Consider the following 25,473-nt stretch of genomic DNA (forward strand, 5'->3'; position numbering starts at 1 on the left):
CGGCAGGCTCAAGAGATGCGCAAGCATCTCAAAAAGTTTTTCTGGTTCTCTTTGTTCACAAAGAGAACAGTTCCCTCAAACATAGGGTAGAAAATAAACGAACGATAAAAAATTGAGAGATGCGTTATACCAGCAAACAAGTACAGATAGCCCAGCCCGACGAGACGATATTCCGCACACTTTCGAGCTTCGAGAACTTCACCCCGATACTGGCCGGCAAAGTCGAAGGATGGGAAGCCACCGAAGACACCTGCAAATTTAAAGTCAAAGGTTTTACCGTCGGGTTGCGGATGGTCGAGCGCGAGCCCAACAAACTCATCAAAGTGAGCGCAGACGACGCCGGCGGCGGCACGCCTATCCCGTTCACCTTCTGGACCCAGATGAAAGACACCACGCCGGAAAACTCCGCCGACGCGCATACCCATATGCGCATCGTGCTCGACATCGAGCTAAATCCCATGATGAAAATGATCGTCGGGAATAAGATGCAGGAAGCAGTGGATTCTATCGTCGAGCAGATCGCACAGGCATTCAACAACGCACACCACTGATTAATCCGGTTTATATTCCTTCGCCATGCGCCGCCTTTCCGCCATACTCCTGCTGCTCCTGCTCCTCGGAGCCACGCCACGCCACGCATTCGGCGGCAGGGCCAAGAACCCCGTGGCCGCATTGGTCGAGCGGATACAGCCCGGGCAAAGCTCCCGGTTCGTCTTCGAGCTGGCGGAACAACAGTCCCCGGACGACTTTTTCGAGCTGGATTCCAAAGGCGGGAAGATCGTCATACGGGGGAACAACTACATTTCCATTGCCGCGGGGCTCAACTGGTACCTGAAATACTATGCCGGGATACAGATCACGTGGAACAACCCGCGGCCGAGACTGAGCAACGTCAAGTTTCCCAGGCCGAAGCAGCCGGAACGGCATGAGACCGATATGCTCGTGCGGTACTACATGAACTACTGCACCTTCTCGTACTCCACCGCCTTTTGGGACTGGGAGCGGTGGGAGCGCGAGATCGACTGGATGGCCTTGCACGGGATCAACCTGCCGCTGTCGCTGACCGGAACCGCGACCGTGTGGCGGAACACCTTGCGGGAGTTGGGATTCGACAAGACGCAGATCGACGCCTTTATTGCGGGGCCGGCGCATCAGGCCTGGTGGCTGATGAACAACCTCGAAGGGTGGGGTGGGCCGAATCCGGAAGACTGGTACGACAAACAGGCGGAACTGGAACAGCGTATCGTAGCGCGGTACCGCGAATGGGGCATTCAACCGGTGTTCGCGGGGTATGGCGGGATGGTGCCGAGCGATACCGCAGTGTGGCGCAAACTGGGATTGAGCTATGTACAGGATCCGGGATTGTGGTGCGGGTATCGAAGACCGGCGTTTTTGCAACCGGTCGATTCGGCATTCGCGAAAATCGCGGATACATATTATAAGAACCTCAAGGCATTGTATGGGGAGGATGCCAAATACTTCGCCATCGACCCGTTTCACGAGGGAGGGTCAACGCAGGGGGTGGATTTGCCGGCGGCTGGGGCGGCGATCTATGCGGCCATGAAGCGGGCCAATCCGGGTGCCGTGTGGGTGGTGCAGGGATGGCAGAGCTGCCCGCATCCGGCGATGATCCGCGACTTGCCGGGCGGGGATGTATTAGTGCTGGACTTGTTCAGCGAGAGCAGGCCGATGTGGGGGGGCGACCTGCGGTCGCCGTGGCGGCGCGTCGAGGGATATGGACGGCACGACTGGGTCTACTGCATGCTCTTGAACTTCGGCGGCAATGTGGGGATGTACGGCAAAATGCAGCGCGTGATCGACAGCTACTACCTGGCGCGGGATATGCGACGGGCGGATAGCGCGTGCGCCCGGTTTTTGAAAGGGGTCGGAACCACGCCGGAGGGGATCGAGAACAACCCGATCCTGTTTGAACTGCTCTACGAGCTGCCGTGGCGCCCGGAGAAGTTCGACCGGATGCGGTGGGTGGCGGATTATGTGCGGGCGAGATACGGCCATACGCTGCCGCAGGTGGAGGAGGCGTGGCGGATATTAGCGAATACGGTCTACGACCCGCCTTACGAGAGTTTGCAGGAGGGGACGACGGAGTCGGTGTTCTGTGCGCGGCCGGCACTGCGGGTCGAGCGGGTCTCGTCATGGGGGACGGCCGAGCTGGCCTATGATGCGCGCGAGACGGAGCGGGCGCTGGGGCTTTTGTTGGAGGTGGCAGAGCGGTTCCAGGGGTGCAATAATTTTGAATACGATTTGGTGGATGTGGCGCGGCAGGCGGCGGCGGACAAGGCCAACGGACTTCTCAAGCGGATCGAGGCGGCTTACGACAAGGGGGCGGCGGGGAAAGCGGAGTTCCGTCGTTTGTCGGACGAGTTTCTGGAGCTCATTTTGTTGCAGGACGACCTGCTGAGTTCGCGGCCGGAATTTATGGTCGGGCCGTGGATCGAGCAGGCGATGCGGTGGGGCGGACGGTGGCCGGAACAACAGGCTTTCTACCGCTGGAACGCCCGGACGCTGCTCACGACGTGGGGGAACCGCCATGCGGCGAACATCGGGGGGCTGCACGACTATGCACACCGGGAATGGGCGGGGATGCTGCGGGATTTCTACTACCCGAGATGGAAAACCTTTTTCGATGCGATGAACCGAGGCGAACTGCCTCCGGCGGATTACTATCCGATGGAGGCGGAATGGGCGGCCGGAACGCAGCCCTACCCGATTCATGCGGAGACTAACCCAATAGATATGGCATGGAAAATTTACAACAGACTCATCAAAATGTAGCCCTCTCTTCCGCAGGCACAGCGATGCCGGAGGGGATTTGTTATGTGGATACGCACGCCCACATTTTCGATGCCGATTTCGATGCCGACCGGGCGGAAACCGTTGCGCGGGCGGTGGCGGCAGGGGTGCGGACGATCGTGCTGCCGGCGGTGGACTCGCACAGCCACCGCGCGATGATCGACACGGTGCGGCAGTTTCCGGAGGTCTGCCATGCGGCGATCGGGATGCACCCTACGTCGGTGAACGAGAATACCAAGTGGCGCGAGGAGCTGCAGATCGTGCGCAACCTGTTGCGGGATCGGCCGGTGGAGTGGTGCGCGATCGGCGAGGTGGGGCTGGACTTGCACTGGAGCACGAGTTCGCTGACCGAACAGTGCCAGGCGTTGGTGATCCAGATGCAGCTGGCGATCGAATACGATTTACCGCTGATCCTGCACGTACGGGATGCCTGGAACGAGATTTTCCCGCTTCTGGAACCGTTGCGGGGGCAGATTCGGGGGGTGTTCCACAGCTTCCAGGGAACGCTCAAGGATTACTATCGGATCAAGGAACTGGGGAATTTTGCCGTAGGGATCGGGGGATTCATCACCTACAAAAACTCTTCCGCGGCGAAAGTGATCGAGCAGATTCCGATCGACGACATCGTCTTGGAGACGGATGCGCCTTATCTGACGCCGGTGCCGTTCCGGGGAACGCGGAACGAGAGCGCGCATATCCCGGTCATTGCGGCGAAGATCGCGGAGATCAAGGGGATAGCGGTCGAAGAGGTGATGCGGATTACTACAGCCCGGGCACAACAGATTTTCTTTTGATTTCGGGCTCTGTCTGGGGGAGTTTCGGCCTGTGGTGCCTGGCACTGCCTGTCCTTATTAAGGGCGGAGAGGCTGTGTTCGACGCATGCAACGAACCAGGGCTGCAAGCGCCGGTGAAATGGGCTTATGTCTTTCCCAAAGATACAACATAGACTAATGAACCTGTCAAATACTGATCATAAGTTCCGATTCCGGATGGACAAGCGGGCCAAGTGGCTGACAACGGCTGCTCTGCTGGCTATCGCGGGGGGTGTAGGGTGGTTGTTTTATTCTTCGGGAGGAAGCTACCTGCCGGCCTGGTTCACGACGGTGGTGGTGGCGCTCTTGTTGCTGGCGGCGCTATCTATACCGCGTTTCATGCAGGTGTCGCCGCATTCGGTGGAGATTCATTGCGTGATGGAGCTGATCAAGATTCCGATTCGGGATATCCGGCATGTGCGGTTTATCGAAATCGACCAGATGAAATATTGTTTCCCGATATGGGGTATTTACGGGATGGGGGGATATTATGGCTACTATTTCGGTCTGCGTGAGCGCAAGGTGTTCCGGCTCTGCGCTTCGCAGTGGCGCAATTTTGTGCTGATCGAGGATATCTTCGAGGAGCAGTATGTGGTGAGCTGCGATGATCCGGCTGCTTTCGTCGCGGCTATCGAACAATATAAATAGATATTGTCGCTACCCGCAAATAACTGTAGGTTTGTTTTGCACTGTGCCGGATGGGACTGTCGCTTTCTTGAAAGAAAGCGACGCAAAGAACTTTTGAGATAGCTGCGCTACTCCTTAGGCTCCGCAGTCCTTTTTCTTTGAATCTTGTTTTTTTGTCGGGACTTTTCAATGCGGCGCGCATAAAGGTAATAATACATTAGCGCGCCCATTGAGAAAGCCCCGACAAAAAACAAAACGTTCGAGAACCGGGTACCCGGTAGGCTCAGGAGATGCGTAAGCATCTCAAAAAGTTTTTCTGGTTCTCTTTGTTCACAAAGAGAACAGTTCCCTCCCAAGAACACATACAATAAAACCTACGGTTAAAGAAACTCAGCCGCAGCACCGCGGAGAACAGCGCCCTCAAAGATCGCGACAACTAATACTCGAACGACGAAAACAGATCATGATACTGATAGACAACGCACTGATTTGTAACGAAGGCCAATTGTTCCGCGGGTGGATCACAGTCGAAGGCGAGCGGATCGGCACCGTGAACGAAGGGGAATGTCCGTCCGAAATCCGGGCGACCGCTTCCGAAATTACAGACGCAGGCAACGCTTTGGTTATGCCCGGCGCGATCGACGACCAGGTACACTTCCGGGAACCGGGATTGACCGACAAAGCGGAAATACTCACCGAATCGCGCGCAGCCGCGGCTGGAGGCGTGACCTCGTATATGGAAATGCCCAATACCCGGCCGCCGGCCATCACGATCGACCTGCTCGAAGAGAAATACGCGCGGGCGGCGGAAGTGTCAGCCGTGAACTATTCATTCTACCTCGGCGCGACGAACGACAACATCGCCGAAATCGAGCGGATCGATCCGGAAAAGATATGCGGCGTAAAAGTCTTTATGGGTTCTTCGACCGGGAACATGCTGGTAGACAACGAAGAGACACTGGCCGCTATTTTCAAAAACACGCCAACGCTGGTGGCGACCCACTGCGAAGACGAAGCGACCGTTCGGGCGAACCTCGCCTCGGCGCGGCGAGCGTTCGGAGACGATATTCCGGCAGCGATGCACCCGGTGATTCGGAGCGCGGAAGCCTGTTACCGTTCGACGGCCCACGCAGTGGAGCTGGCGCACAAATACGGAGGGCGGCTCCATGTGCTGCACCTGAGCACAGCCCGCGAGCTGACCTTGTTCGAGAAAGATAAACCGTTGGAAGAGAAACGGATCACCAATGAAGTGTGCGTGCACCACCTGTGGTTCAGCGAAGGGGACTATGCCGCGCGGGGAAATTTCATCAAATGGAACCCCTCGGTCAAGTCGGCGGCAGACCGGGATGCTCTGCGGGCGGCAGTGCGGAGCGGATTGGTCGATGTGGTGGCCACGGATCATGCGCCGCACCTGGTGGCGGAGAAGCAGAATCCATACCTGGCTGCGCCGTCGGGCGGGCCGCTGGTGCAGCACTCGCTGCCGGTTATGCTGACGCTGGCTTCCCCCCAGTACGGAGTATTCACCGTTCCGCAGGTGGTGGAACGGATGTGCCACGCACCGGCCAGACTGTTCCGTATCCGCGAACGCGGTTTTCTCCGGCCCGGTTATTTCGCAGACATAGCGATCGTGGACTTGGATGCGGCGTGGACAGTCTCGCGCGATGCGGACACGCCGGGCGAACGTATTTTGTACAAATGCGGCTGGTCGCCGTTTGAAGGCATTGCGTTATCGGCGAAAGTGCGGCACACCTTCGTAAACGGCCGGAAAGTCTACTCCTCGGAGACAGGCGTGGACAGCTCGATCCGCGGCCGGAGGTTGGAATTCGGCTTGTCGTAATACAATAGAGAGAAGACCGGTTATCGTAAAAGTTCCGCCGCAGCGGGCGGAAAGACGGAGACGCCGGCGAAGCGACAATACGGGCGCGAACTCCCGCCGAAGAAAAGATCGGGAAATAAGCCTTGGCGTAAAACAAAAAAGTATTATCTTTGCACCCGGTAACGCCACAATAGCTCAGTCGGTAGAGCATTTCATTCGTAACGAAAAGGTCGCCAGTTCGAGCCTGGCTTGTGGCTCCAGCCGATTCGGCAGCCTCTGTGAACGAAAGTTTACAGAGGCTTTTTTATCTCCATTTCCCCTCGACCGGCATCTCCGCGACCGTTCCCCCGCTCATAAACCGGGCCGGCGGTATGTACGTCCGTTGCGCCAGCCGCTGCATGAATTCGTCCCGGTATGAATCCGAGATCGGAATCCTCGCCTTGCCGAAAATGATCCGTCCCCGTTCGATCGCATTCACAGCCTGCATATTGACGATATAAGAGCGGTGCACGCGCACCAACAGCTCCTTCGGCAGCAGTCCCGCCATAGTTTTTAGGCTCATCTGCGTCATCACGTGCGACCCGTCCGTCAGGCAGATCCGGACATAATCCTTCATCCCCTCGATATACAAGACATCCGCCAGCCGTATCCTCACCTGCCGGTAATCCGCCCGCACCCAGATGCAGTCCCGCCCGGCCGCCGGCTTCCCGACCGGTACCGGCACCGGTCTCCCCGACAGTTTCAGGAACCAGTCGTGCGCCTTCATCGCCGCCCGCAGGAATTCCGTATAGCTGATCGGTTTGAGCAGATAATCCATCGCATCCCCCCGGAACCCCTCCCAAGCATATTCCCCGAAAGCCGTCGTAAAAATCACCCTCGTGCGGTCGCCCCGTTCCGCCAGCAGGCGCGAAAATTCGAGGCCGCTGAGCTGCGGCATCTGAATGTCTATGAACAGCAGGTCGATCTCCTCCCGGGGCCCCTGCCCCGCCTGTTCCAGGCATTGCAAAGCCTCCGGGGCGCTCGCCGCCCGTCCCGCCAATTGCAGGAACGGCGTGCGTCCGACATAATTTTCCAGCCGATCGAGCACCAGCGGCTCATCGTCGACGATCAGGCAATTCAGCATCATATCAAGTTCGGAATTTAGCGGTCATTTCGGTCACGAACACACCCCCTCGTATGGCGGCCCTCAGGCACCGGTGTCCATTTTGGCTTTCCATTGCTCCCGCAAGATAATGATTTTTATCCGTTCTGCTATTTTTGGCGGCAATCGATGCGAAAAAACGCACGTAAGGCCAAAAAGGTTCTTGGAAGGCTGCGGCACCGGACGACCGGGAGGAAAAAACGGCCCCGGGACGGGAAAATAGGGTCGGAACGGAAACGGGAAAAGAGGATGGAGGCCCCATGAAAACGTATGTCCGGAATTTCCTGACCCCGAAAACGGGCGCTCGTCTCGGGCGGCAGGGCTTCAGGCAGGATCGGCCGGCTTTTCCGGTATCGGAGACTCTTTCCTGATGCCCCATCCGGCCCATGCCACGATCAGGGTCGTCACCGGGCTGAGCCAGCAGAAGAAAGCGAAAGGGAGGTATGCCAGCGTAGGCACCCCCAGGATCGACGCCTGCGTGGCCCCGCAGGTATTCCACGGCACCAGCACCGACGTGGCCGTTCCGCTGTCTTCGAGCGTCCGGCTCAGGAGCCTCGGCTGCAATCCGTTGCGCCGGAAAGCCCCGATGAACATCTTGCCCGGCACCACGATCGACATGTACTGGTCGCCCGAAGTGAGGTTGAACAGCAGGCAGCTCCCGGTGGCGGTCGTCACCAATCCGCCCGTCGAGCGCACCCGCCCGAGGATCGCGTTCGTGATGCGTTCGAGGAAACGGCCCGCTTCCATGACCCCGCCGAAAACCATCGCCGTGATGATGAGCCACACCGTGTTCAGCATCCCCGCCATGCCGCCCGTGGCCAGCAGGTCGTCCACTGCCGGATCGCCGGTGTGCGGAGCCGTAGTCCCGTACAGAGAGCGGGTCAGCACTTCGTAGCCGCTTTTTAGCGTCAGGTCGCCGTCCGGAGTGAGTGTCGCCAGCAGCTCCCGTTGGAACAAAGCGGCTGCTCCGGCCGCCAGCAGCGCCCCGATCATCAGCACCGGCACGGCGGGAATTTTCTTAACGATCATAAAAACCACTGCCGCGGGAATCAGCAGCAGCAACGGGTGAATCCGGTATGTCGCGGCGATGGTGTCCTGGAAAGCATCCACTTCCGTTCCCGCCGTTTGTCCGCTGCCTGCGGTCAGGGTCAGCACGGTGAAGGCGGCCAGCGTGAGCAGGATCGAAGGCACGGTGGTCTGCATCATGTAGCGGATATGGACGAACAGGTCGGTGCCGGTCACGGCGGAGGCCAGGTTGGTGGTGTCGCTCAGCGGCGAGACTTTGTCGCCGAAATATGCGCCTGAGATAATGGCTCCGGCGGTCATGGCGAGGTCGAATCCGAGGGCTTGTCCGATCCCGATCAGGGCCACTCCGATCGTGGCGATGGTAGACCACGAGCTGCCGGTGGCCACCGAAACGGCGGCCGAGATCGCCACGCAGGCGGGCAGGAAGTAGTCGGGCCGCAGAATGTCTAACCCGTAGTAGATCATGGTGGGGATCACGCCGCTGATCATCCAGCTGCCGGAGAGCATCCCGACCATCAGCAGGATCAGGATGGCGGGCAGCGAGGCGCTGATGGTGTGCACCATGCCTTGCATGATGTCTGCCCAGCGGACGCGGTTACAGACGGCGATGCCGGCGCCGACGGCCGAAGCGATGAGCAGTGAGAGCTGGTTGGCGCCGTCCAAGGCGTCGGCTCCGGTGCCGAGCACGGTGGCCATAATCAGTCCCAGCAGGATGAGGATCGGAATCATGGACTGGACAAGGGTCGGCTGTCGCTGGGTCATGCGGCTTTTTTGCGTTTAGGATGATAATAGTATGCGGAATCGCAAAAATAGGGCTTTTCTTCGGAAACCGTGCGATTGAGGAGGACGTTTCCCGGCCCGGACAGGCTTCCGGGGAACGGGGCGGTCTCAGAGAAAGAAAGGCAGCAGATGGATGACTACGGCGCAGCCCATCATCAGCACGTAGAGAAAGTTGGAGACGAAGTTGGGCTTGCGGCTGTTGAAATAGGTCGGAATGATGACTGCCAGCGGAACGGCCAGTATCGGGAGCTGGTAGAGCGACCTGCATGGCACGAAGGCCAGGATCAGCGCTGCGATCGCGAGCATCCAGATGAAGAAGATATAGACTTTGAAGGGTTTGAGTTTGTAGCTGCGTCTGCGGCCCAGAAAGGTGACGATGGAGAGGACGAACAGCACGGCTATGCAGCCGATGAATGTCCATTCAAAACTGCTGAAGAGGCTTGCCGGGGGGAGGGTCAATGGGGTCGTCAGTGCCTGGCGGTATTCGGAAATGACGTCTGTAAAATCGCCTCCGGTTATCCACACGCCGTATGCGCTGAAAAACAGGGGCATCGCCCAGCCGCCGAAGGCGGCGATCCATTCGCGGATGTCGAAAAGACGGAAAAGAACCAGCCCTACCGGAATCAGTCCTGCCAGCAGCAGGGCCGGAACATAGATCGCTCCGGCTGTGCCGATAATGAATCCGACGGTCAGATAAGACCCGGTGGCCAGGGTTTTGCAGTTGTAGCTTTTGAAGATGATTTCGACGGCGGTGAGCACTAACAGGGCTACGAGCAGCGGCCGAAAGCTCATATAGGAGTTGTAGTATCCGGAACAGACCAGCAGGTAGATGATGGCGGGCATATAGGTGCGTTCCAGAAATATGACGTTTCGGATGACGACTCGGGTTACGAAAAAGGAGTTGACGAATACGAGGAGGGAGGAGAGCAGCACGCCGATACCGGGTACGTATCCTATCCAGTGGTCGATCAGGGTGCCGAGGGGTGTCCCGGCGGGAGGGGCTGTGATTTGTTCGCCGTGCGCGGCGGCGGCTATGCCTGAGCGCAGGGGATGGACGAATTCTGCTCCCCAGAATATAACAGCTAAAAACACAAAGTAAATAAGTGTCTTCAGCAAACTCTGTCGCGTAAGATCCAAACTCATCCCCTGACTCTTATATTCGTTCGGTTATTCTGTACCCTACTGTGAGTGACTGTTCTTTCTTTGAAAAGAAAGAACCAAAGAAACTTTGTGAAGCTACGCTACTCCTTAGGCTCCGCAGTCCTCTTGCATTGAACTTTCTTTGGGGCGTGGCAATAGCGGGCCATTGAGTACTATGCCTTATGCCCGCTATTGCTCACACCCCAAGAGAATCGAAAACAAGGGTATCCGGCAGGCTCAAGAGATGCGTTAGCATCTCAAAAAGTTTTTCTGGTTCTCTTTGTTCACAAAGAGAACGGTACCCTCAAACATAGGGTAAAAATAAACCGAACGAGTTATAATAAATCGCGGCCGATGTCTCGGCGGCAATACAATCCCTCGAATCCGATCCCCTCGATCGTCGCATAAGACTTTGCCGTCGCCGCCGGGATCGAATCCCCCAGCGACGTCACCGCCAGCACACGTCCCCCCGCCGTCACCACCCTCCCCTCCTTGAGAGCCGTTCCCGCATGGAACACGATGGAGTTTTCAGTCACAGCAGCCCCCCCCCCGATCGCTGCCGAAACGGTCGGCAGCCCCGAGATCGGTTTCCCCTTCTCATAAGCTCCCGGATAGCCTCCCGACACGCAGACCACCGTCGCCGCCGTTTGCGGCGTCACCTCCAGCACCTTTTCATCCAGCGTGCGGTGCGCAATCCCCTCGAACAAGTCGATCATATCCGACGTGATCCTCGGCAGCACCACCTCCGTTTCCGGATCCCCCATCCGCACATTGTATTCGACCACTTTCGGCTCCCCGCCGCAATTCATCAGGCCGATGAAGATAAAGCCCGTATAGTCCAGCCCCTCTTCCCGAATCCCCCGCACCGTCGGTTCCACGATCCGCGTGCGCACCTTCTCCATGAACTCCGGCGTCGCAAACGGCACCGGCGACACCGCTCCCATCCCCCCCGTGTTCAAACCCGTATCGCCCTCTCCCACACGCTTATAGTCTTTCGCTTCCGGCAGAATCTTGTACGACACGCCGTCGGTCGCCACGAAAACCGACACCTCGATCCCCGACAAAAATTCTTCGATCACCACCTTTTTCGACGCCGTCCCGAATTTCCCGTCTATCATCGCCCGCAGCTCCGCCTGCGCTTCGGCGAGATCGTCGATAATCAGCACCCCTTTGCCTGCCGCCAACCCGTCGGCCTTGAGCACATACGGCGCCCGCACCTTATCCGACGCCAGAAATGCGCACCCCTCCTCGACATTTTCCTTGGTCACCGTAAAATACGCCGCGGTCGGTATTCCGTGCCGCATCATGAAAGCCTTCGCGTACTCCTTGCTCCCCTCCAACTGCGCGGCCTCCTGCGACGGCCCGATCACCGGTATATGCCGGATCTCGGGGTCGTTCAGAAAATAGTCTTTCACGCCGTCCACCAGCGGCTGCTCCGGCCCGACGACGACCAGATTGATGTAGTTGTTCAGTACGAACTGTTTCAAGGCCGGAAAATTCGACGGATCGAGGTCTGCGTTTATCCCGCAGGCCCGCGTCCCGGCGTTCCCCGGCGCGATATAGAGTTTTTCCAGCCTCGGACTTTGCGCGATCTTCCACGCGAAAGCATGTTCACGCCCCCCGCTCCCGAGGAGTAAAATATTCACAGTCTGCGGTAATTTCATCGGATTGGATTTTTTTAACCTCGCAAAGATAGCTATTTTTGATGCCGCTGAAAATTATTCGTTCATTGGCGACCGTGTGGGATTGCCGCTTTCTTGTAAGAAAGCGGCGCAAAGAACTTTTGAGACAGCTACGCTATGCCTTAGGCTCCGCAGTCCTTAGGGTTTTGGGATGGGGCTTTTTAGGCGTGCCTAAGTTTTACACAGCCCAAGCATCCCAACGGGATGCGCTTTAAAGTTTTTTTGGTTCTTTTTGTTCACAAAAAGAACAGTCGGACACAGTAGCCAATAATCAAAAATTAACAACCATGAAAAAATTACTGTTAGGACTGGCCGCCCTGGGCGTGAGCATCACAGGCCCCATGCAAGCCCTTGCCGACGAAGGGATGTGGCTCCTGCCCTTCATCGAGAAGATGAACATCGAGCAGATGAAAGCCAAAGGGCTGCGGCTCGACGCCAAAGACATTTACGACCTGAACAACACCTCGCTCAAAGACGCCATCGTGATCTTCGGCGGCGGCTGCACCGGCGAGATCATCTCGCCCAACGGATTGATCGCCACCAACCACCACTGCGGCTACGGATCGATCCAGCAGCACAGCACCGTCGAACACGACTACCTCAAGAACGGCTTCTGGGCGCAGACCTTGGAAGAAGAGCTGCCCACGCCGGGATTGGCCGTGACCTTTATCCGCGAGATCCGCGACGTCACGCCGGAAGTGCTGGCCAAAGTGAAGCCGGGCATGACCGAAGCGCAGCGGAGCGAGACGATCCGGAAGGCATCCGACCGGATCGTCAAGGCCAACTCCGACCCGAAAACGTTCCGCTACGCGCAGGTAACCCCGATGTTCGGCGGGAACCAGTACCTGCTGTTCGTTACGGAACGCTTTACCGACGTGCGGATGGTGGGAGCGCCGCCGTCGTCGATCGGGAAGTTCGGAGGCGACACCGACAACTGGATGTGGCCGCGGCATACGGGGGACTTTTCGCTGTTCCGCGTCTACGCCTCGCCGGACAACAAGCCGGCAGCTTACTCGAAAGACAACGTGCCTTACCGGGCGCCGAAACACCTCGAAATCTCGCTCCGCGGATACAACGAGGGAGACTATGCGATGATCATGGGCTTCCCGGGGCGCACGAACCGCTACATGACCTCGTATGAGATCGACCAGGTGCTCCAGCAGGACAACCCGATCCGCATCTTCGTGCGCGGCGAACGGCAGAAACTCCTGTGGGAGGATATGATGGCCGATCCGAAAGTGCGGATTCAGTATGCCAGCAAATATGCCGGATCGTCGAACTACTGGAAAAACTCGATCGGGATGAGCCGCGGGCTGCGCAAGCTCGACGTGCGGAGCAAAAAGGAAGCGCAGCAGGCCGAGTTTGCAGCGTGGGTCGCTGCCGATCCGGAACGGCAGCAAAAATATGGGCGGGCTTTGCCGCTGATCGACAGCGCGGTGCAGCAGCGCCGGGCGGCGGCACGCATCCAGCAGTTCATGAACGAGGCCTTGCGCACGGGCGTGGAAAGTTTCGGGCTGGGAATGACCGTGAACGGGATTTTGTCGAACGCGAAAGACGACGCGAAGGCAGTCAAAGCATTGCGCCATATAGGGAAGGCGTTTTTCGAGGATTACAGCCCTTCGACCGACCGCAAGGTGACGCTCCGGATGTTGCAAATCTTCGCCGACAGCGTCTCGGCGGCCGACGAACCGACATTCTTTGCCGCGGTGCGGCCGGATGTGGCGGCTTATGCAGCGAACCTGTCGGATCACTCTTTATTGACGGATACGGCGCGGTTCTATGCGGCGCTGGAAAACTTCGACCGCGCGCAGTGGACTGCGGATCCGGCAGTGGCGGCGGCGGCTTCGATCGCGGAGAAAAATGAAACGCTGGTCAAAGAGGCCTTGCGTCCGGCGGCCAATCGGTTTGCCGAGGGACACCGCTTGTGGGTGGCGGGTCTTTTGGAGATGAACCCGGACAAGGCTTATGCGCCGGACGCCAACTTCACGCTGCGCTTGACTTACGGGCAGGTGCTGCCTTACTGGGCGGCGGATGCGGTGTTCTACAACTATTTCACGACGCTCGGCGGGGTGATGGCGAAGGAGGACCCGGCGAATCCGGATTTCATCGTGCCGGAGCGGCTCAAGGAGCTGTACCGGGCGAAGGATTTCGGCCCGTATGCGGTGAACGGCGAGGTGCCGACCTGCTTCCTGACGAACAACGACATTACGGGGGGCAATTCGGGCAGTCCGGTGTTGGATGCCGACGGCCGGCTGCTGGGGCTGGCGTTCGACGGAAACTGGGAGGCGATGAGCGGCGACATCGCGTTTGAACCGGACGTGCAGCGGACGATTGCGGTGGACATCCGTTATGTGCTGTTTATCATCGACAAGTATGCGGGCTGCCGGAGGTTGATCGACGAAATGACGATTGTCCGGTAATCGGAATGTTTTTCGTCTGATCGTTTTCCGCGAGAGGCAGGCAATCCTGGGGGTTGCCTGCCTCTTTTTTGTATTTGGATATTTCTTGTCAAGATTCTGATTGTCAAAATATTATACATCGACTTATGCGCGTGAAGCGAACGGGCGGGGGAACTTTTTCGCAAAATATTTGCCGAAACATTTGTGAATATAGGGATGAATGCCGTATATTTGCACTCGGAATTTTCGGGGTGTAGCACAGTCCGGTTAGCGCGCCACGTTCGGGACGTGGAGGTCGGAAGTTCGAATCTTCTCACCCCGACCGGGAAGTTCCGGAGGTACCTATGCAAATGGGTACCTCCTTTTTTTATTTTGTCCCTTTCGGACACGCTTGCGTGAACGGAAAGAAAGATAAAATAAAAAATATCGCCGGAGGGGGCGGACTGCGGCCCTTTACAAATCAAAAACGATCTTTGTTCCGCGCGCTGGCGGAAATCTTGTTCAAAAGCGCAAGCGGCTTTTGAACGATTTCCTACTCCAGCAATCGCGCGCGGGTGCCGCTGGGCACGCGACCGCACCCTTCGGGTGTTCTGCTGGTCTGCCGGCAGTAAGATAAACTACCCCAAAGAAGGAAACCGCCCTCGGGCCGGGCAGGCCGCGCGTGCCCGCGCCGGGCGGGTGATACTGCGTATTGCTGAAACCGGAACTACCCCAAAACAAAAACCGCGCGCAGGAAAAATCCGGTTCAAAGAACCGGCGGGTTGCCACATCCCCCGCGGCAGGCCAAAATCTCGCTCTGCTCGCAATGGCCCGCGCCGGCTCCGACCCGAAGAACCGGATTGCCCCCGGCGCAAAGCCGAACACTGACGAATGGAGATAATACAGAGTATATATCGCCTAATTTCTTTTCGGCCTCGAAAAATCCCTATATTTGTACTTATCGAACTTAAATAGAGACGACCCATGATACACGACTCCCTGGGGCGCAGCGCCGAGAAATACTACAGCCTGCACCCCCTTTTCCGCACCGCATTCGAATATATCGACAGCCACCTCCACGAGTTGACCGATGCCTCTTTCGACGGCAAGCACACCGTTCAGGGCGACGATATTTTCGTGATGGTCGGCAGCCACCAGCTTCGGCGGCCGGAAGAGGCGGCACTCGAAGCGCACGACCGGTACATCGACCTGCAAGTGATGATCTCCGGCACCGAGAGCTTCGGGTGGGCTCAGCGGGCCGCTTGCACCGAACCGCGCGGAGCATTCGACACGGCGAACGACATCATCTTCTACAATGACCGGCCGACCAGCACAGTGACTGCATTAGCCGGCGAATTCGTTATCTTCTTCCCGGAAGATGCCCACGCACCGCTGATCCGGCCGGAGGGGGTGAACGGCGGCAGCCGGAAAGCGATCGTCAAGATTCGCGTCGATGCGGAATCATCCTCCTTATGAGAAACTCTACGCAACGATGTACCACACGAAACTCAACTTGCATCTCTTGACCACGCTCGCTTTGTGCGCAACGACGGGGACGGCAGCCGCCAAACCGAAGGCCAAGACCGCGGCGTGTCCGCAACCGAAGCCGAACGTCGTGATTATTTTGGCCGACGACCTCGGCTTCGGGGATATTGCCTGCAACGGCTCGTTCCACACCATCGAGACACCCAACGTGGATCGGTTGGCGGCACAGGGGGTGCGGTTCGCCGATGCGCACTCGACGGCAGCCACCAGTACGCCGGCGCGGTACAGCATTTTGACCGGCGAATACGCCTGGCGGCGGCCGGGAACGGGGATTGCGCCGGGCGATGCGGCGATGATCGTCACACCGCAACACCAGACCCTGCCGGAGATGATGCAGCGCGCCGGATATACGACCGCGGCGGTCGGGAAGTGGCACCTGGGGCTGGGCGACAAAGCCGGACAACAGGACTGGAACGGGATCGTGACACCGGGGCTCAAGGAGATAGGCTTCGACTATTCCTACATTATGGCGGCGACGGCCGACCGCGTGCCGTGCGTCTATATCGAGGACGGCCGGGTGGCGGGGCTGGATTTGGCGAACCATCCGGAAGACTCCATTCGCGTCAGCTATAGCAAGCCGTTCCCTGGCGAACCGACCGGGCGGCGGAATCCCGAGCTGTTGAAGATGCAGGCGAGCCACGGGCACGATATGGCGATCGTGAACGGGATCGGACGCATCGGATATATGACGGGCGGCGGAAAGGCTTTGTGGGTGGACGAAAATATCGCGGATACGATTACGGAGCGGGCGGTGCGGTTCATCGAACGTGCTGCCAAAGAAGACGATCCGTTTTTTCTTTACTTCTGCACCAACGACGTGCATGTGCCGCGGTCGCCGCACGAGCGGTTTGTCGGGCGGAGCGGCATGGGGCCGCGCGGAGACGCGATCCTGCAATTCGACTGGTCGGTGGGGCGGATTCTCGAGACGCTGGACTCGCTGGGGATTGCGGACAATACGCTGGTGATCCTCTCGTCGGACAACGGGCCGGTGGTGGACGACGGCTATCGGGATCGGGCGGTCGAATTGCTGGGCGACCACAAACCGTGGGGTCCTTTCCGGGGCGGGAAGTATAGTATTTTCGAGGCCGGGACGCGTGTTCCGGCGATCGTGCGATGGCCGAAACGGGTGCCGGCGGGACGGGTGAGCGAGGCGGCGGCTTCGCAGGTGGACTGGTTCGCGTCGTTAGCGGCGTTAGTGGGCGAGGAGTTGGCGGAGGGCGAGGCGCCGGACAGCAGAAATCAGCTCGACGTATGGCTGGGGCGCGACCGGAAACCGGGGAAAGGACGGGAGTATATCGTCGAAAATGCGGGGACGCTGTCGATTACGGTAGACGGCTGGAAGTATATTGCCCCGAGCGGGGGAGCGGCGCGGAACAACGATGTGAATATCGAGCTGGGAAATTCTAAGGAGGCGCAGCTTTATCACCTGACGGAGGATAGGGGCGAACGGAACAACCTCGCGGCGCAGTATCCGGAGCGGGTGGCGGAGCTGGCGGCGCTGCTGGAGCGGGTGCGCAAGACCAACGACCGGCGGTAATTTCTGCGCACGTGGGGCGAATACGAAATGGTTGGCTCCGGTTCGGATTTCGGGCCGGAGTTTTTTGTTTCCGTGCGCGGGGGGCGGTCGCGGCGTCCCAGAGCGGCGTTTATCCGTCTCCGGACATATCCGGCCGGAGATGCGGTTGCGTTCGGCACTGCTCGTTCGGACAAAGGTTTTGACCGAAGAAAATCTGAAGGAAACAGGAGGAAAACAGCGATATGAACGGATTCAGACCAGTGCGCCGGCAGGACAGGCTGCTCGACATTCCGGCGGCGGAACGCCTGCTGGAAAAAGGGGAATACGGTTTCCTCGCCATGTGCATCCCGGAAGGATATGGCTACGGGATTCCGATCAGCTATGTCTATGTGCCGGACCGGAAGTGCATCTATTTTCATTGCGCGCCTCAAGGGCACAAGCTGGATGCGATAGCGGGAAACGACCGGGTGAGTTTCTGCGTGGTAGGCGGCACGCAGGTGTATCCCTATACGACGGCTTACGAATCGGTGCACGTGTTCGGCCGCATCGGGACCGTCGGGGACGATGCGGAACGGATGGAAGCGTTGCTTCTGCTGCGGGCGAAATACAATCCGGAGCTGGCCGACGCTCCGGACGGGTATATCCGCAAGTCGTTCCCGCGGACAACGGTGCTGCGCTTAGATGTCGAGCATCTCTCGGGTAAATGCAAACGTGTGGCGCCCGACGTCAAATAATCCCGGACGGTTGTGTTATCGTTTTTCACCCAGCAGGTTGCCGGCAGAGACCTTGGCTAAGACCTCCGCAAACTCATCCCGCCCCTTTTGGCTCAGCGTGGGATAGAGCGCGTGGAGCGACATCAGCGCCAGGTAATCCAGCTTTGCCTCCACCTCTTCCGGCGTATATGCCTGGTAAGCGAAATTGATGCTCCACCGCGTCATAATGTAGTGGTAGATGTGAGTGCCCTCGATAATCTCTTCCGTCGCATTCTTGTCTATATAGCCGTTTTGTTTCAGCAGCTGCATTGCCCGGCGCGCCATAGCGAAATGTTCGTCCTCGTTCACCCGGCCCGCCTGCTGGTCGCGCTTGATCGCCCCCAGATCCGCACTGCGGAACACCACCACGCCCCGATACTTGTAGTTCAGGTGGATGTTGATCCGGTTCAGCAGGTACAACTGCTTGATGTCCAGCAGTGTCGTCAGTGAGCGAACCACCTGGCCGTACTCTTCGAGATACTGTTCCCAGAGCGCCGCGCAAATATCCTCCTTGCGGGAAAAATGATAGGTGATATTTCCCGGACTCAGCCCCAGCGATGTGGCCAGCGTGTCGATCCGGAAATCGACCATTCCTTTGGCATTGATCAGTTCCAACGACCGGCGGAGAATCATCTCCCGGGTCGAAATCTCTTCCTGCGGCATGATCTGCGCCGCAGGGGTTTTCTTCGTGTTCGTTTTCGTTTTAGCGGGCATGGCCGGTTATTTTATCAAGTTAACGATGCTGGCGAACTGCCGTCTGCCCGACTCCGTGAGAAACGGAATGAGCTGCAGCAGCGACAGGGCGATATATTTGTCCATCACCATAGGCAAGTCCTGCTCCGGGTATTTGGTCAGCGCGTGGTTGATCCACCAGCGCAGCATGGCCATCTGGGAATCGAACGTCAGCTCCTTGATCTCCGGATTCTCGATCGGTTTCATGTAGCCGTTCTTTTCGAGCGTGTCGTAGCTGGCGAAAATCAACTCGCGGCCGCGTTGTATCTGGCGCCGGAATGTCTCGTTTTCGCGCAGCAGGGCGCCCATGTCCCCGAAATAATAGGTCGTCACTCCCGCATAGCCGATCGCCTTGGCCGCCGCCGTGCGGAAATAGAGGAACAGCTGCTTGATGTCCAGCAGCGGCGTGATCATCTCCGCCGTCGTATCCCGCATGACGGCTATGTATTCCTCCCAGATCGCGGCGATGATGTCCTCTTTCTTCGGGAAATGGTAGGTAATGTTCCCCGGGCTCAGCGACAGCGACTGGGCCAGGGTCTCGATCCGGAAATCGACGACCCCTGTCCGGTTGATGATCTCGTTCGCGCTGGCGATGATCAGATCGCGGGTGGAGGTCCCTGCCCGTTTGGCAGCCAGCCGGGTCTTTCTGGCCGCTTCGGATTTCACGCCGCGCGGACTCTTTTCGCCCGCAGTCTTATCCGTTTTGCGAGGTCTTCCGCGTTTCCGTTTCGGCTGGACAGCAGCATCGGTTTCCTGCGGCTTTTTCTTCTCGGTTTTCACCTGTGTGCTCATCGTCGTATGATCTTGTTTCTTCATTTGCGTTTTTCTCGGTGGTTACTGCGTTCCGTGCGAATAACCGGTATGATTCGGGAATTTCCTGAAGGATGTATTTGAAACGGAGTAAAATGTAGTAATATTGTTCGGTTTTTACCTAAAACACGCAAATTTAACCAAATAAATGGAGTTATTTCGAACTATTGCGTTTTGTGTCCAAAAATATTCGTACCCGGATGTATTCCGGCTCGGGGTGCGGTGTACTGTCTTCTCCCGCATAAATTCAGAATTTCCGGTACGGCGTGCCGTTGCTTTTGTGGCTGTAAAAGAATAACTTTGCAGGACAATAAACCATATCATCACTATGTACGGTAAAATCAAGCAATATCTCGCGGACGAACTCGCAGCCATCGAGTCCGCCGGCCTGTACAAACACGAACGGATCATCACCGGCAGCCAGCAGGCCGAGATTACGGTGACTGGCGATAAGAAAGTCCTCAATTTCTGTGCCAATAATTACCTGGGGCTTTCCAACCATCCCCGGCTGATCGAGGCGGCTAAGCGGGCAATGGATACGCATGGGTTCGGGATGTCGTCCGTGCGGTTTATCTGCGGCACGCAGGATATTCACAAGGAGCTGGAAAAGGCGGTCTCGGACTATTTCGGGACGGAGGATACGATCCTGTATGCTGCGTGTTTTGATGCGAACAGCGGGGTGTTTGAACCGATCTTGGGCGAGGAGGATGCGATTATTTCGGATGCGCTGAATCACGCTTCGATCATCGACGGGGTACGGCTGTGCAAGGCGAAGCGGTATCGCTATGCGAATGCGAATATGGATGATCTGGAGACGCAGCTGAAGCTGGCGCAGGCGCAGCGGTTCCGTATTATCGTGACGGACGGGGTCTTCTCGATGGACGGCAATGTGGCGCCGATGGACAAGATCTGTGCATTGGCGGAGAAATACGATGCCTTGGTAATGGTGGACGAGTGCCATTCGGCGGGCGTGGTCGGCCGGACGGGACATGGGGTGACGGAGTTGTTCGATGTGCGGGGACGGGTGGACATCATCACGGGAACGCTGGGCAAGGCGTTCGGAGGTGCCGTGGGGGGCTTTACGACGGGACGCAGGGAAATTATCGACATGCTGCGGCAGCGGTCGCGGCCGTATTTGTTTTCAAATTCGATTCCGCCGGCTGTGGTGGGGGCGGGGATCGAGACGTTCAAGATGTTGCGCGAAAGCGATGCGCTGCATACGAAACTGGCTGAAAATGTGGCCTATTTCCGGGATCGGATGATAGCGGCGGGGTTCGATATCAAGCCGACGCAGTCGGCGATCTGTGCGGTGATGCTGTACGATGCGAAGTTGTCGCAGGATTTTGCGGCCCGGTTGCTGGACGAGGGGATTTATGTGACTGGGTTCTATTATCCGGTGGTGCCGAAGGATCAGGCGCGGATCCGGGTGCAGGTCTCTGCGGGACACGAGCGCGAACATCTGGATCGCTGTATCGCGGCGTTCTCGAAAGTGGGGCGGGAACTCGGGGTGCTTAAATAACTGTACGGTTATTTTAGGCGCTGGCAAGCGTTCCTACAATATTCCCCTATCTTCCGTGTCAGGCCGGAGCCACCCCAGGCGGAGGCCTGCAACGTTCGCTTTGCTCACTTGCGTCTCCGCTGGCTCCGGCCCACGGGAACCTAATATATTAACCGTACGGTTTATTTAGCCCCGTTCTGTCAGGAACCGTGCGGTTTTTATAGTTGTTGCGATCCTTTGGATCGCCGGCCTCTGCGGTGGTGCCGGGCACTCGATCCGGGAGTTTGCTCAGCCTTAGGGATGCGCGCGAGGTCGAACTGAGGAACAACAGTAGAGCGGTCTATTAACCAGGCCCAAAGAAAACCCGAAACAAAAGCTGCGGAGCCTAAGGATTAGGGTAGTTACAGCCCGGAAAGCCCCTATGGGGTCTTTCTTTCAAGAAAGAGCAGTCACACACGGCACAGTGCAAAAGGACCGGCAAGGGCCGCTCGGCACCGGTAGCCTGAAAACAAACGCACCTTACTCGTGTGCTTGTTGCGGCCGCTTCACGTACTTGTCCAACCAGCCGAAAAACTCCCGGTTCCAGACCAGCGAATTCTGCGGTTTGAAAACCTGATGCCCCTCGTCCTCGAAATAGACTAACCGCGACGGAATGCCGTGCGCCCGCGCTGCCGTGAACGCCTGCAAACTCTGCGTGAACGGAATCCGGAAATCCTTCGCCCCCGTAATGATCAAAATCGGCGCATACCAATCATTGACCGCCAAGTGCGGCGAATTGGAATACGACCTGTCTGCAATCCTGTTCCCCGGCCGTTCCCAATACGGCCCCCCGAGATCGTTGGCCGGGAACCACAGCTCCTCCGTCTCGCCGTAGAAACTTTCGAGGTTGAACATCCCGCAATGGGCAATGAACGCCTTGAACCGGCGGTCGCTATGCCCCGCCAGATAGAACGTCGAGTACCCCCCGTACGAAGCCCCCACGCAGCCCCGCCGCTCCGTGTCCACCCACGGTTCGCGCGACACATCGTCGATCGCCGACAAGTAGTCCCGGATATTCTGCCCGCTGTAGTCTCCCGAAATCTGATCTAACCACTCCTGCCCGAACGACGGCAGCCCGCGCCGGTTCGGAGCCACCACCACATAGCCCTGCGCCGCCATCAGCTCGAAATTCCAGCGGTAGCTCCACCGCTGCGAAACCACACTCTGCGGCCCGCCCTGACAGTAGAGCAGCGTCGGATATTTCTTCGTGCTGTCGAAATTCGGCGGCAGGATGACCCACGTCAGCATCCGTTTCCCGTCCGTCGTCGCCACCCACCGCTTCTGCACCGCTCCCATGTCGACATGGTCGTAAATCTCGCGGTTGACAAAGGTAATCTGCGTGTCCGACCCGTCGCGGGTGTCGATAGCGAAAAGCTCCGGCGCCATTTGCAGCGTCGTCTTCGCCGCCACGACCACCGGCTGTTCGTTCCCGGCCGGGAAAGCGATACTGAAGTCCGTATAGTCATGATCCCCGGCCGTTATGACCTCGATCTCGCTGCCGCCGGCCGACAGGTCTGCCCGGCAAAGCTGGTGCGTCGCTTCGATCGGCGCGATGAACCAGATACTCCGGCCATCGGCCGACCACCGCAGGTTCGAGGCATTGTAGTCGAAACCGTCCGTCACGTAACTCTTTTCCCCCGTCGCCAAGTCCATCACGAACAGCCGGTCCTTGTCCGCTTCATTGCCGGCGCGTTCCATGCTCTGCCAAGCCAACTGCCGGTCGTCCGGCGAGAAGACCGGATACTTGTCGTACCCCGGCATTCCTTCCGTCAGGTTGCGGGTCGAACCGTCGCTCAAGTCGTAGAGGTAGATGTCGCTGTCCGTGCTCATCGAATATTCGTAGCCCGTCAGCTTCTTGCAGGTATAGGCCACCTGCGTCCCCGCCCGGTTCCACGCCACCTCGCTCATCTCGAAATACGGCGCGGTCGGTGCATCCCACGGTTCGCCCGGCATAATATCCCGAGCATTCGATATGCCTTTCCCCTCCGCAGCCGCCGGATCGAGGTCGGCCACGAAGATATGGCTGTAGGCCCCGTCTTCCCAGACGTCCCAGTGCCGTTCCATGAGGTCGTCGTAGATCAACGCCTTCGATTTCGGCATGCCGTAAATGTCGGCGGAGGAGACCGAGTCCACCTGGACATCCGCCGTATACCAAATCCGATCTCCCTTCGGTGAAATCCCGAAGCCGGTGATCCCTCCCGTTACGTCCGAGAGCCGCCGCAGCCCCGTCCCGTCGGGCCGCACCGTCCACAGCTGCTGTCCGGCCTCCTGCTCAGAGCCGTCGCCGCGCGAGCTCAGGAAATAGATACACCGTTCGCCCGTGGAGCCGTCGATCCCCCATGCCGGCGAGTTGTCTTTCCCCGTATTGTTCGTGATCTGCCGCGCCTTGTCCGGCTCTCCGACCGGCATCACCCACAACGAGGTGTATCCCTTATTCTCCGCCATGTTGTAGTAAGTCAGGGCATAAAGCACTTCCTGTCCGCTCGGGTCGATCGAGCTGGAGCCGATGCGCCCCATCTTCCACAGCACTTCCGGGGTGAAAACCCGTGCTTCTTTTTCCGCCGCCGTCAGTGCGGTGTCCAGAACGGCATTTCCCGCCGCAGCCCCGTCCGACGCCCTGTCGGACGGGCCGGTGCAGCCGGTCAGAGCGGCAGCGGCCATCGTTATGGTTGTCATCAGTCGTTTCATGCTATATTTCGATGAGTGTATATGTGCTTTCTGCGGGCCGAAGCCTGCGCCCTCCCCTGTCGCAAAGACTTGTTGGCCGGCTATCGGGCCGGACGGTCTATTCTTTGGTCCAGATGCGGGTGTTCATGTTCAGTTCTTCGACGATGGAGGTGAGGCCCCGCATCGCCTCGGTGTCGCGCGCGAGACATTTCCCGAGCGGCCGCCAGATGCTCGCTTCGTAATGGTTTTTCATACAACTGCGGGCGACCTGGATGCAGGAGCCGGTGAAGCTGATGCTCAGCCGGCCGGGATATTTGTCCCACAGCCTCATGATCCGCTCCATCAAGGCCGGCGTCAGGATATACCGCGCTTCGGTCTGGTCGGTGGAACAGACCAGAAATTCTTTCATCAGCCTTGGGTTTTCCAGCTGTACGCGCGCTCTTCCCGCTAACCACCGGCTGCCCCAATAGTTTGGCACCAAGGTAGTCTGTCCCCGGAAGTCTTTGTTGAAATCGGCCACGAAGAAGAATCCCCGGAAAATGTCCACCCAGGTGGTACGAGTCCCGTTTCGGGTGTACGTCGTGCGTTTTTTCTGCGCATGGACTTCCGCGAAACGGAATGCGGTTTTGCCGACGCGTCCTTCGATCAGGTCTTCGGTTCTGTATCGGTCGGGTGCGGTGTCGAACAGGCCGCAGGAGCGAAAGACGGATTCGCCGATCCCCGATTCCGGCGTAAAGCGCCCCGCTTCGCAGAACTGTCCCACGTACTGCGGGACGATCTCGGCTTTATAGTATCTCGACAGTTTCCCGGACAGCTGTCCGGACACCACAGGCAATGCAACTGCCGACAGCACTGCCGTTCCGATCCCGTAAATGTCTCTTACCCATAAAGCTGCGCCGGTCAGTAAGGCGCAGCAAGCGAACCAGATCCACCAGGTGCGGCGGTAACGGGTTTGCAGCAGCAGGAAGTCTCCGTATTCGGCCGCCGGTGCCGTAGGCGTCGCCGGGCTTTGTACCGCAGTGTCCATGGTCAATTACCTCCGAAAAGTTCCCTGACGTTCGGCGATTCCCGTTCGGCAGCCGGCGTTTCCAATACCTGCTCCGGCCGGAAATGCCCCATACCTGCGATAATCGACGAGGGGAACACCTGTATGGCATTGTTATAATCCGTCACACAGGCGTTATAAGTTCTGCGCGCAGCGGAGAGCTGTTCTTCCAATTCGTTGATCGTACGCTGCAAGTGAAGGAAATTGCCCGATGCCTTCAAGTCCGGATAGTTCTCGACCACGGCATAAAAATTCCGCAGTCCCGCCCCGAAACCGGCGTTGAATGCGCTTTTCTCTTCGGCGGTCAGTTCTCCGTAAGAGTTTTTGCCTCGGCGCAGTTCGGTGACGGCAGTCAATGCCGATGCTTCGTGCGCTGCATACCGTTTGACTGTTTCCACCAGATTCGGCACCAGGTCGAAACGCTGTTTGAGCACAGCGTCTATCGATCCCTGGGCATTCTTGATCTCGTTGCGCCGCCGCACGAGTCCGTTGTAAATGGAGATCGGAACGATCACCAACAGTAGAATGACGCCGATCGGGATGATCCAGAGTAGCATATCGGATGTGAATTTATTATTTCAGGAAGAGCAGTTCGCGGTATTTAGGGAGCGTCCACATTTCGTTGTCGACGATCAGTTCGAGTTTGTCGATGTGAT

The 25,473-nt window shown here is 58.1% G+C and carries 19 protein-coding genes and 2 tRNA genes; 12 read left to right on the forward strand and 9 right to left on the reverse strand.

Annotation, left to right across the window (positions count from 1 at the left end; translation table 11 throughout):
- The first annotated feature begins 119 nt into the window (after positions 1–119).
- The 6 genes from Q0Z93_RS03950 (at position 120) to Q0Z93_RS03975 (ending at position 6,326) form a co-directional block, all read left to right on the forward strand.
- A complete protein-coding gene (locus Q0Z93_RS03950) occupies positions 120–551 on the forward strand; it encodes a polyketide cyclase (protein WP_298062813.1) in 432 nt (143 codons plus the stop codon).
- 25 nt (positions 552–576) lie between these two features.
- Entirely contained in the window at positions 577–2,793 is a 2,217-nt protein-coding gene (locus Q0Z93_RS03955) for an alpha-N-acetylglucosaminidase (RefSeq protein ID WP_298062815.1), read from the forward strand.
- A complete protein-coding gene (locus Q0Z93_RS03960) occupies positions 2,760–3,605 on the forward strand; it encodes a TatD family hydrolase (RefSeq protein WP_298062817.1) in 846 nt (281 codons plus the stop codon). The genes Q0Z93_RS03955 and Q0Z93_RS03960 overlap by 34 nt, the downstream gene beginning before the upstream one ends.
- A 156-nt stretch (positions 3,606–3,761) precedes the next feature.
- The gene (locus Q0Z93_RS03965; RefSeq protein WP_298062819.1) at positions 3,762–4,271 is read left to right on the forward strand and encodes a PH domain-containing protein; all 510 of its coding nucleotides are present in this window, start codon (positions 3,762–3,764) and stop codon (positions 4,269–4,271) included.
- A 442-nt stretch (positions 4,272–4,713) separates the two neighbouring features.
- Positions 4,714–6,087: a dihydroorotase gene (locus tag Q0Z93_RS03970; RefSeq protein WP_298062821.1), complete on the forward strand. Its 1,374-nt coding sequence runs from the start codon at positions 4,714–4,716 to the stop codon at positions 6,085–6,087.
- 163 nt (positions 6,088–6,250) lie between these two features.
- Positions 6,251–6,326: transfer RNA gene (locus tag Q0Z93_RS03975), tRNA-Thr, on the forward strand.
- 44 nt (positions 6,327–6,370) lie between these two features.
- On the opposite strand, the gene Q0Z93_RS03980 is transcribed toward Q0Z93_RS03975, so the two are convergent.
- The 4 genes from Q0Z93_RS03980 to purD all read right to left on the reverse strand — a co-directional run bounded on the left by Q0Z93_RS03980 (position 6,371) and on the right by purD (position 11,799).
- Positions 6,371–7,192 (reverse strand): LytTR family DNA-binding domain-containing protein, encoded by an 822-nt coding sequence (locus Q0Z93_RS03980; protein WP_298062823.1) that lies wholly within the window; start codon positions 7,190–7,192, stop codon positions 6,371–6,373.
- A 339-nt stretch (positions 7,193–7,531) separates the two neighbouring features.
- On the reverse strand, positions 7,532–8,995 hold the full coding sequence (gene nhaC, locus Q0Z93_RS03985; RefSeq protein WP_298062826.1) for a Na+/H+ antiporter NhaC: 1,464 nt from the start codon (positions 8,993–8,995) through the stop codon (positions 7,532–7,534).
- Between the two features lie 126 nt (positions 8,996–9,121).
- The gene (locus Q0Z93_RS03990; RefSeq protein ID WP_298062828.1) at positions 9,122–10,105 is read right to left on the reverse strand and encodes a hypothetical protein; all 984 of its coding nucleotides are present in this window, start codon (positions 10,103–10,105) and stop codon (positions 9,122–9,124) included.
- Between the two features lie 383 nt (positions 10,106–10,488).
- Positions 10,489–11,799, reverse strand: a complete 1,311-nt coding sequence (purD, locus tag Q0Z93_RS03995; RefSeq protein ID WP_298062830.1) for a phosphoribosylamine--glycine ligase — start codon at positions 11,797–11,799, stop codon at positions 10,489–10,491.
- Between the two features lie 323 nt (positions 11,800–12,122).
- Here purD and Q0Z93_RS04000 point away from each other — a divergent pair, with 323 nt between their 5' ends.
- The 5 genes from Q0Z93_RS04000 to Q0Z93_RS04020 all read left to right on the forward strand — a co-directional run bounded on the left by Q0Z93_RS04000 (position 12,123) and on the right by Q0Z93_RS04020 (position 18,008).
- A complete protein-coding gene (locus Q0Z93_RS04000; RefSeq protein ID WP_298062832.1) occupies positions 12,123–14,255 on the forward strand; it encodes a S46 family peptidase in 2,133 nt (710 codons plus the stop codon).
- Positions 14,256–14,481: 226 nt separating this feature from the next.
- A tRNA-Pro gene (locus Q0Z93_RS04005) sits at positions 14,482–14,556 on the forward strand.
- A gap of 641 nt (positions 14,557–15,197) precedes the next feature.
- The gene (locus tag Q0Z93_RS04010; RefSeq protein ID WP_298062834.1) at positions 15,198–15,689 is read left to right on the forward strand and encodes a YhcH/YjgK/YiaL family protein; all 492 of its coding nucleotides are present in this window, start codon (positions 15,198–15,200) and stop codon (positions 15,687–15,689) included.
- Positions 15,667–17,295, forward strand: a complete 1,629-nt coding sequence (locus tag Q0Z93_RS04015; protein WP_298062836.1) for an arylsulfatase — start codon at positions 15,667–15,669, stop codon at positions 17,293–17,295. Before Q0Z93_RS04010 ends, Q0Z93_RS04015 begins: the two co-directional genes overlap by 23 nt.
- Positions 17,296–17,516: 221 nt before the next feature.
- Entirely contained in the window at positions 17,517–18,008 is a 492-nt protein-coding gene (locus Q0Z93_RS04020; RefSeq protein ID WP_298062838.1) for a pyridoxamine 5'-phosphate oxidase family protein, read from the forward strand.
- Between the two features lie 15 nt (positions 18,009–18,023).
- On the opposite strand, the gene Q0Z93_RS04025 is transcribed toward Q0Z93_RS04020, so the two are convergent.
- Both Q0Z93_RS04025 and Q0Z93_RS04030 read right to left on the reverse strand, forming a co-directional pair.
- The gene (locus tag Q0Z93_RS04025) at positions 18,024–18,740 is read right to left on the reverse strand and encodes a TetR/AcrR family transcriptional regulator (RefSeq protein ID WP_298062840.1); all 717 of its coding nucleotides are present in this window, start codon (positions 18,738–18,740) and stop codon (positions 18,024–18,026) included.
- Positions 18,741–18,746: 6 nt separating this feature from the next.
- Positions 18,747–19,574, reverse strand: coding sequence for a TetR family transcriptional regulator (locus tag Q0Z93_RS04030; protein WP_298062842.1), 828 nt, complete (start codon positions 19,572–19,574; stop codon positions 18,747–18,749).
- 322 nt (positions 19,575–19,896) lie between these two features.
- On the opposite strand from Q0Z93_RS04030, the gene kbl reads away from it, so the two are divergent.
- Positions 19,897–21,087, forward strand: coding sequence for a glycine C-acetyltransferase (gene kbl / locus Q0Z93_RS04035; RefSeq protein WP_298062844.1), 1,191 nt, complete (start codon positions 19,897–19,899; stop codon positions 21,085–21,087).
- Positions 21,088–21,585: 498 nt separating this feature from the next.
- Here kbl and Q0Z93_RS04040 read toward each other — a convergent pair whose 3' ends face one another.
- The 3 genes from Q0Z93_RS04040 to Q0Z93_RS04050 form a co-directional block, all read right to left on the reverse strand.
- Positions 21,586–23,793: a S9 family peptidase gene (locus tag Q0Z93_RS04040; protein WP_298062846.1), complete on the reverse strand. Its 2,208-nt coding sequence runs from the start codon at positions 23,791–23,793 to the stop codon at positions 21,586–21,588.
- 97 nt (positions 23,794–23,890) lie between these two features.
- Positions 23,891–24,799, reverse strand: coding sequence for a DUF3137 domain-containing protein (locus Q0Z93_RS04045; RefSeq protein ID WP_298062848.1), 909 nt, complete (start codon positions 24,797–24,799; stop codon positions 23,891–23,893).
- Between the two features lie 2 nt (positions 24,800–24,801).
- On the reverse strand, positions 24,802–25,374 hold the full coding sequence (locus Q0Z93_RS04050; RefSeq protein WP_298062850.1) for a LemA family protein: 573 nt from the start codon (positions 25,372–25,374) through the stop codon (positions 24,802–24,804).
- Positions 25,375–25,473: the final 99 nt, after the last annotated feature.

Origin of the sequence: uncultured Rikenella sp. (assembly GCF_947628055.1) — a bacterium.
In the GTDB taxonomy this organism is placed as follows: Bacteria; Bacteroidota; Bacteroidia; order Bacteroidales; family Rikenellaceae; genus Rikenella.

Excerpts from the sequence above, each read along its gene's own strand:
- Q0Z93_RS04050 (WP_298062850.1), bottom strand. The coding sequence starts at position 25,374 with ATGCTACTCTGGATCATCCCGATCGGCGTCATTCTACTGTTGGTGATC.
- Q0Z93_RS03970 (WP_298062821.1), top strand. The coding sequence starts at position 4,714 with ATGATACTGATAGACAACGCACTGATTTGTAACGAAGGCCAATTGTTC.
- nhaC (WP_298062826.1), bottom strand. The coding sequence starts at position 8,995 with ATGACCCAGCGACAGCCGACCCTTGTCCAGTCCATGATTCCGATCCTC.
- kbl (WP_298062844.1), top strand. The coding sequence starts at position 19,897 with ATGTACGGTAAAATCAAGCAATATCTCGCGGACGAACTCGCAGCCATC.
- Q0Z93_RS04020 (WP_298062838.1), top strand. The coding sequence starts at position 17,517 with ATGAACGGATTCAGACCAGTGCGCCGGCAGGACAGGCTGCTCGACATT.
- Q0Z93_RS03955 (WP_298062815.1), top strand. The coding sequence starts at position 577 with ATGCGCCGCCTTTCCGCCATACTCCTGCTGCTCCTGCTCCTCGGAGCC.
- Q0Z93_RS04010 (WP_298062834.1), top strand. The coding sequence starts at position 15,198 with ATGATACACGACTCCCTGGGGCGCAGCGCCGAGAAATACTACAGCCTG.
- Q0Z93_RS04025 (WP_298062840.1), bottom strand. The coding sequence starts at position 18,740 with ATGCCCGCTAAAACGAAAACGAACACGAAGAAAACCCCTGCGGCGCAG.
- Q0Z93_RS03980 (WP_298062823.1), bottom strand. The coding sequence starts at position 7,192 with ATGATGCTGAATTGCCTGATCGTCGACGATGAGCCGCTGGTGCTCGAT.
- Q0Z93_RS04045 (WP_298062848.1), bottom strand. The coding sequence starts at position 24,799 with ATGGACACTGCGGTACAAAGCCCGGCGACGCCTACGGCACCGGCGGCC.
- Q0Z93_RS04000 (WP_298062832.1), top strand. The coding sequence starts at position 12,123 with ATGAAAAAATTACTGTTAGGACTGGCCGCCCTGGGCGTGAGCATCACA.
- Q0Z93_RS04015 (WP_298062836.1), top strand. The coding sequence starts at position 15,667 with ATGCGGAATCATCCTCCTTATGAGAAACTCTACGCAACGATGTACCAC.
- Q0Z93_RS04030 (WP_298062842.1), bottom strand. The coding sequence starts at position 19,574 with ATGAAGAAACAAGATCATACGACGATGAGCACACAGGTGAAAACCGAG.
- Q0Z93_RS04040 (WP_298062846.1), bottom strand. The coding sequence starts at position 23,793 with ATGAAACGACTGATGACAACCATAACGATGGCCGCTGCCGCTCTGACC.
- Q0Z93_RS03950 (WP_298062813.1), top strand. The coding sequence starts at position 120 with ATGCGTTATACCAGCAAACAAGTACAGATAGCCCAGCCCGACGAGACG.
- Q0Z93_RS03960 (WP_298062817.1), top strand. The coding sequence starts at position 2,760 with ATGGAAAATTTACAACAGACTCATCAAAATGTAGCCCTCTCTTCCGCA.
- Q0Z93_RS03965 (WP_298062819.1), top strand. The coding sequence starts at position 3,762 with ATGAACCTGTCAAATACTGATCATAAGTTCCGATTCCGGATGGACAAG.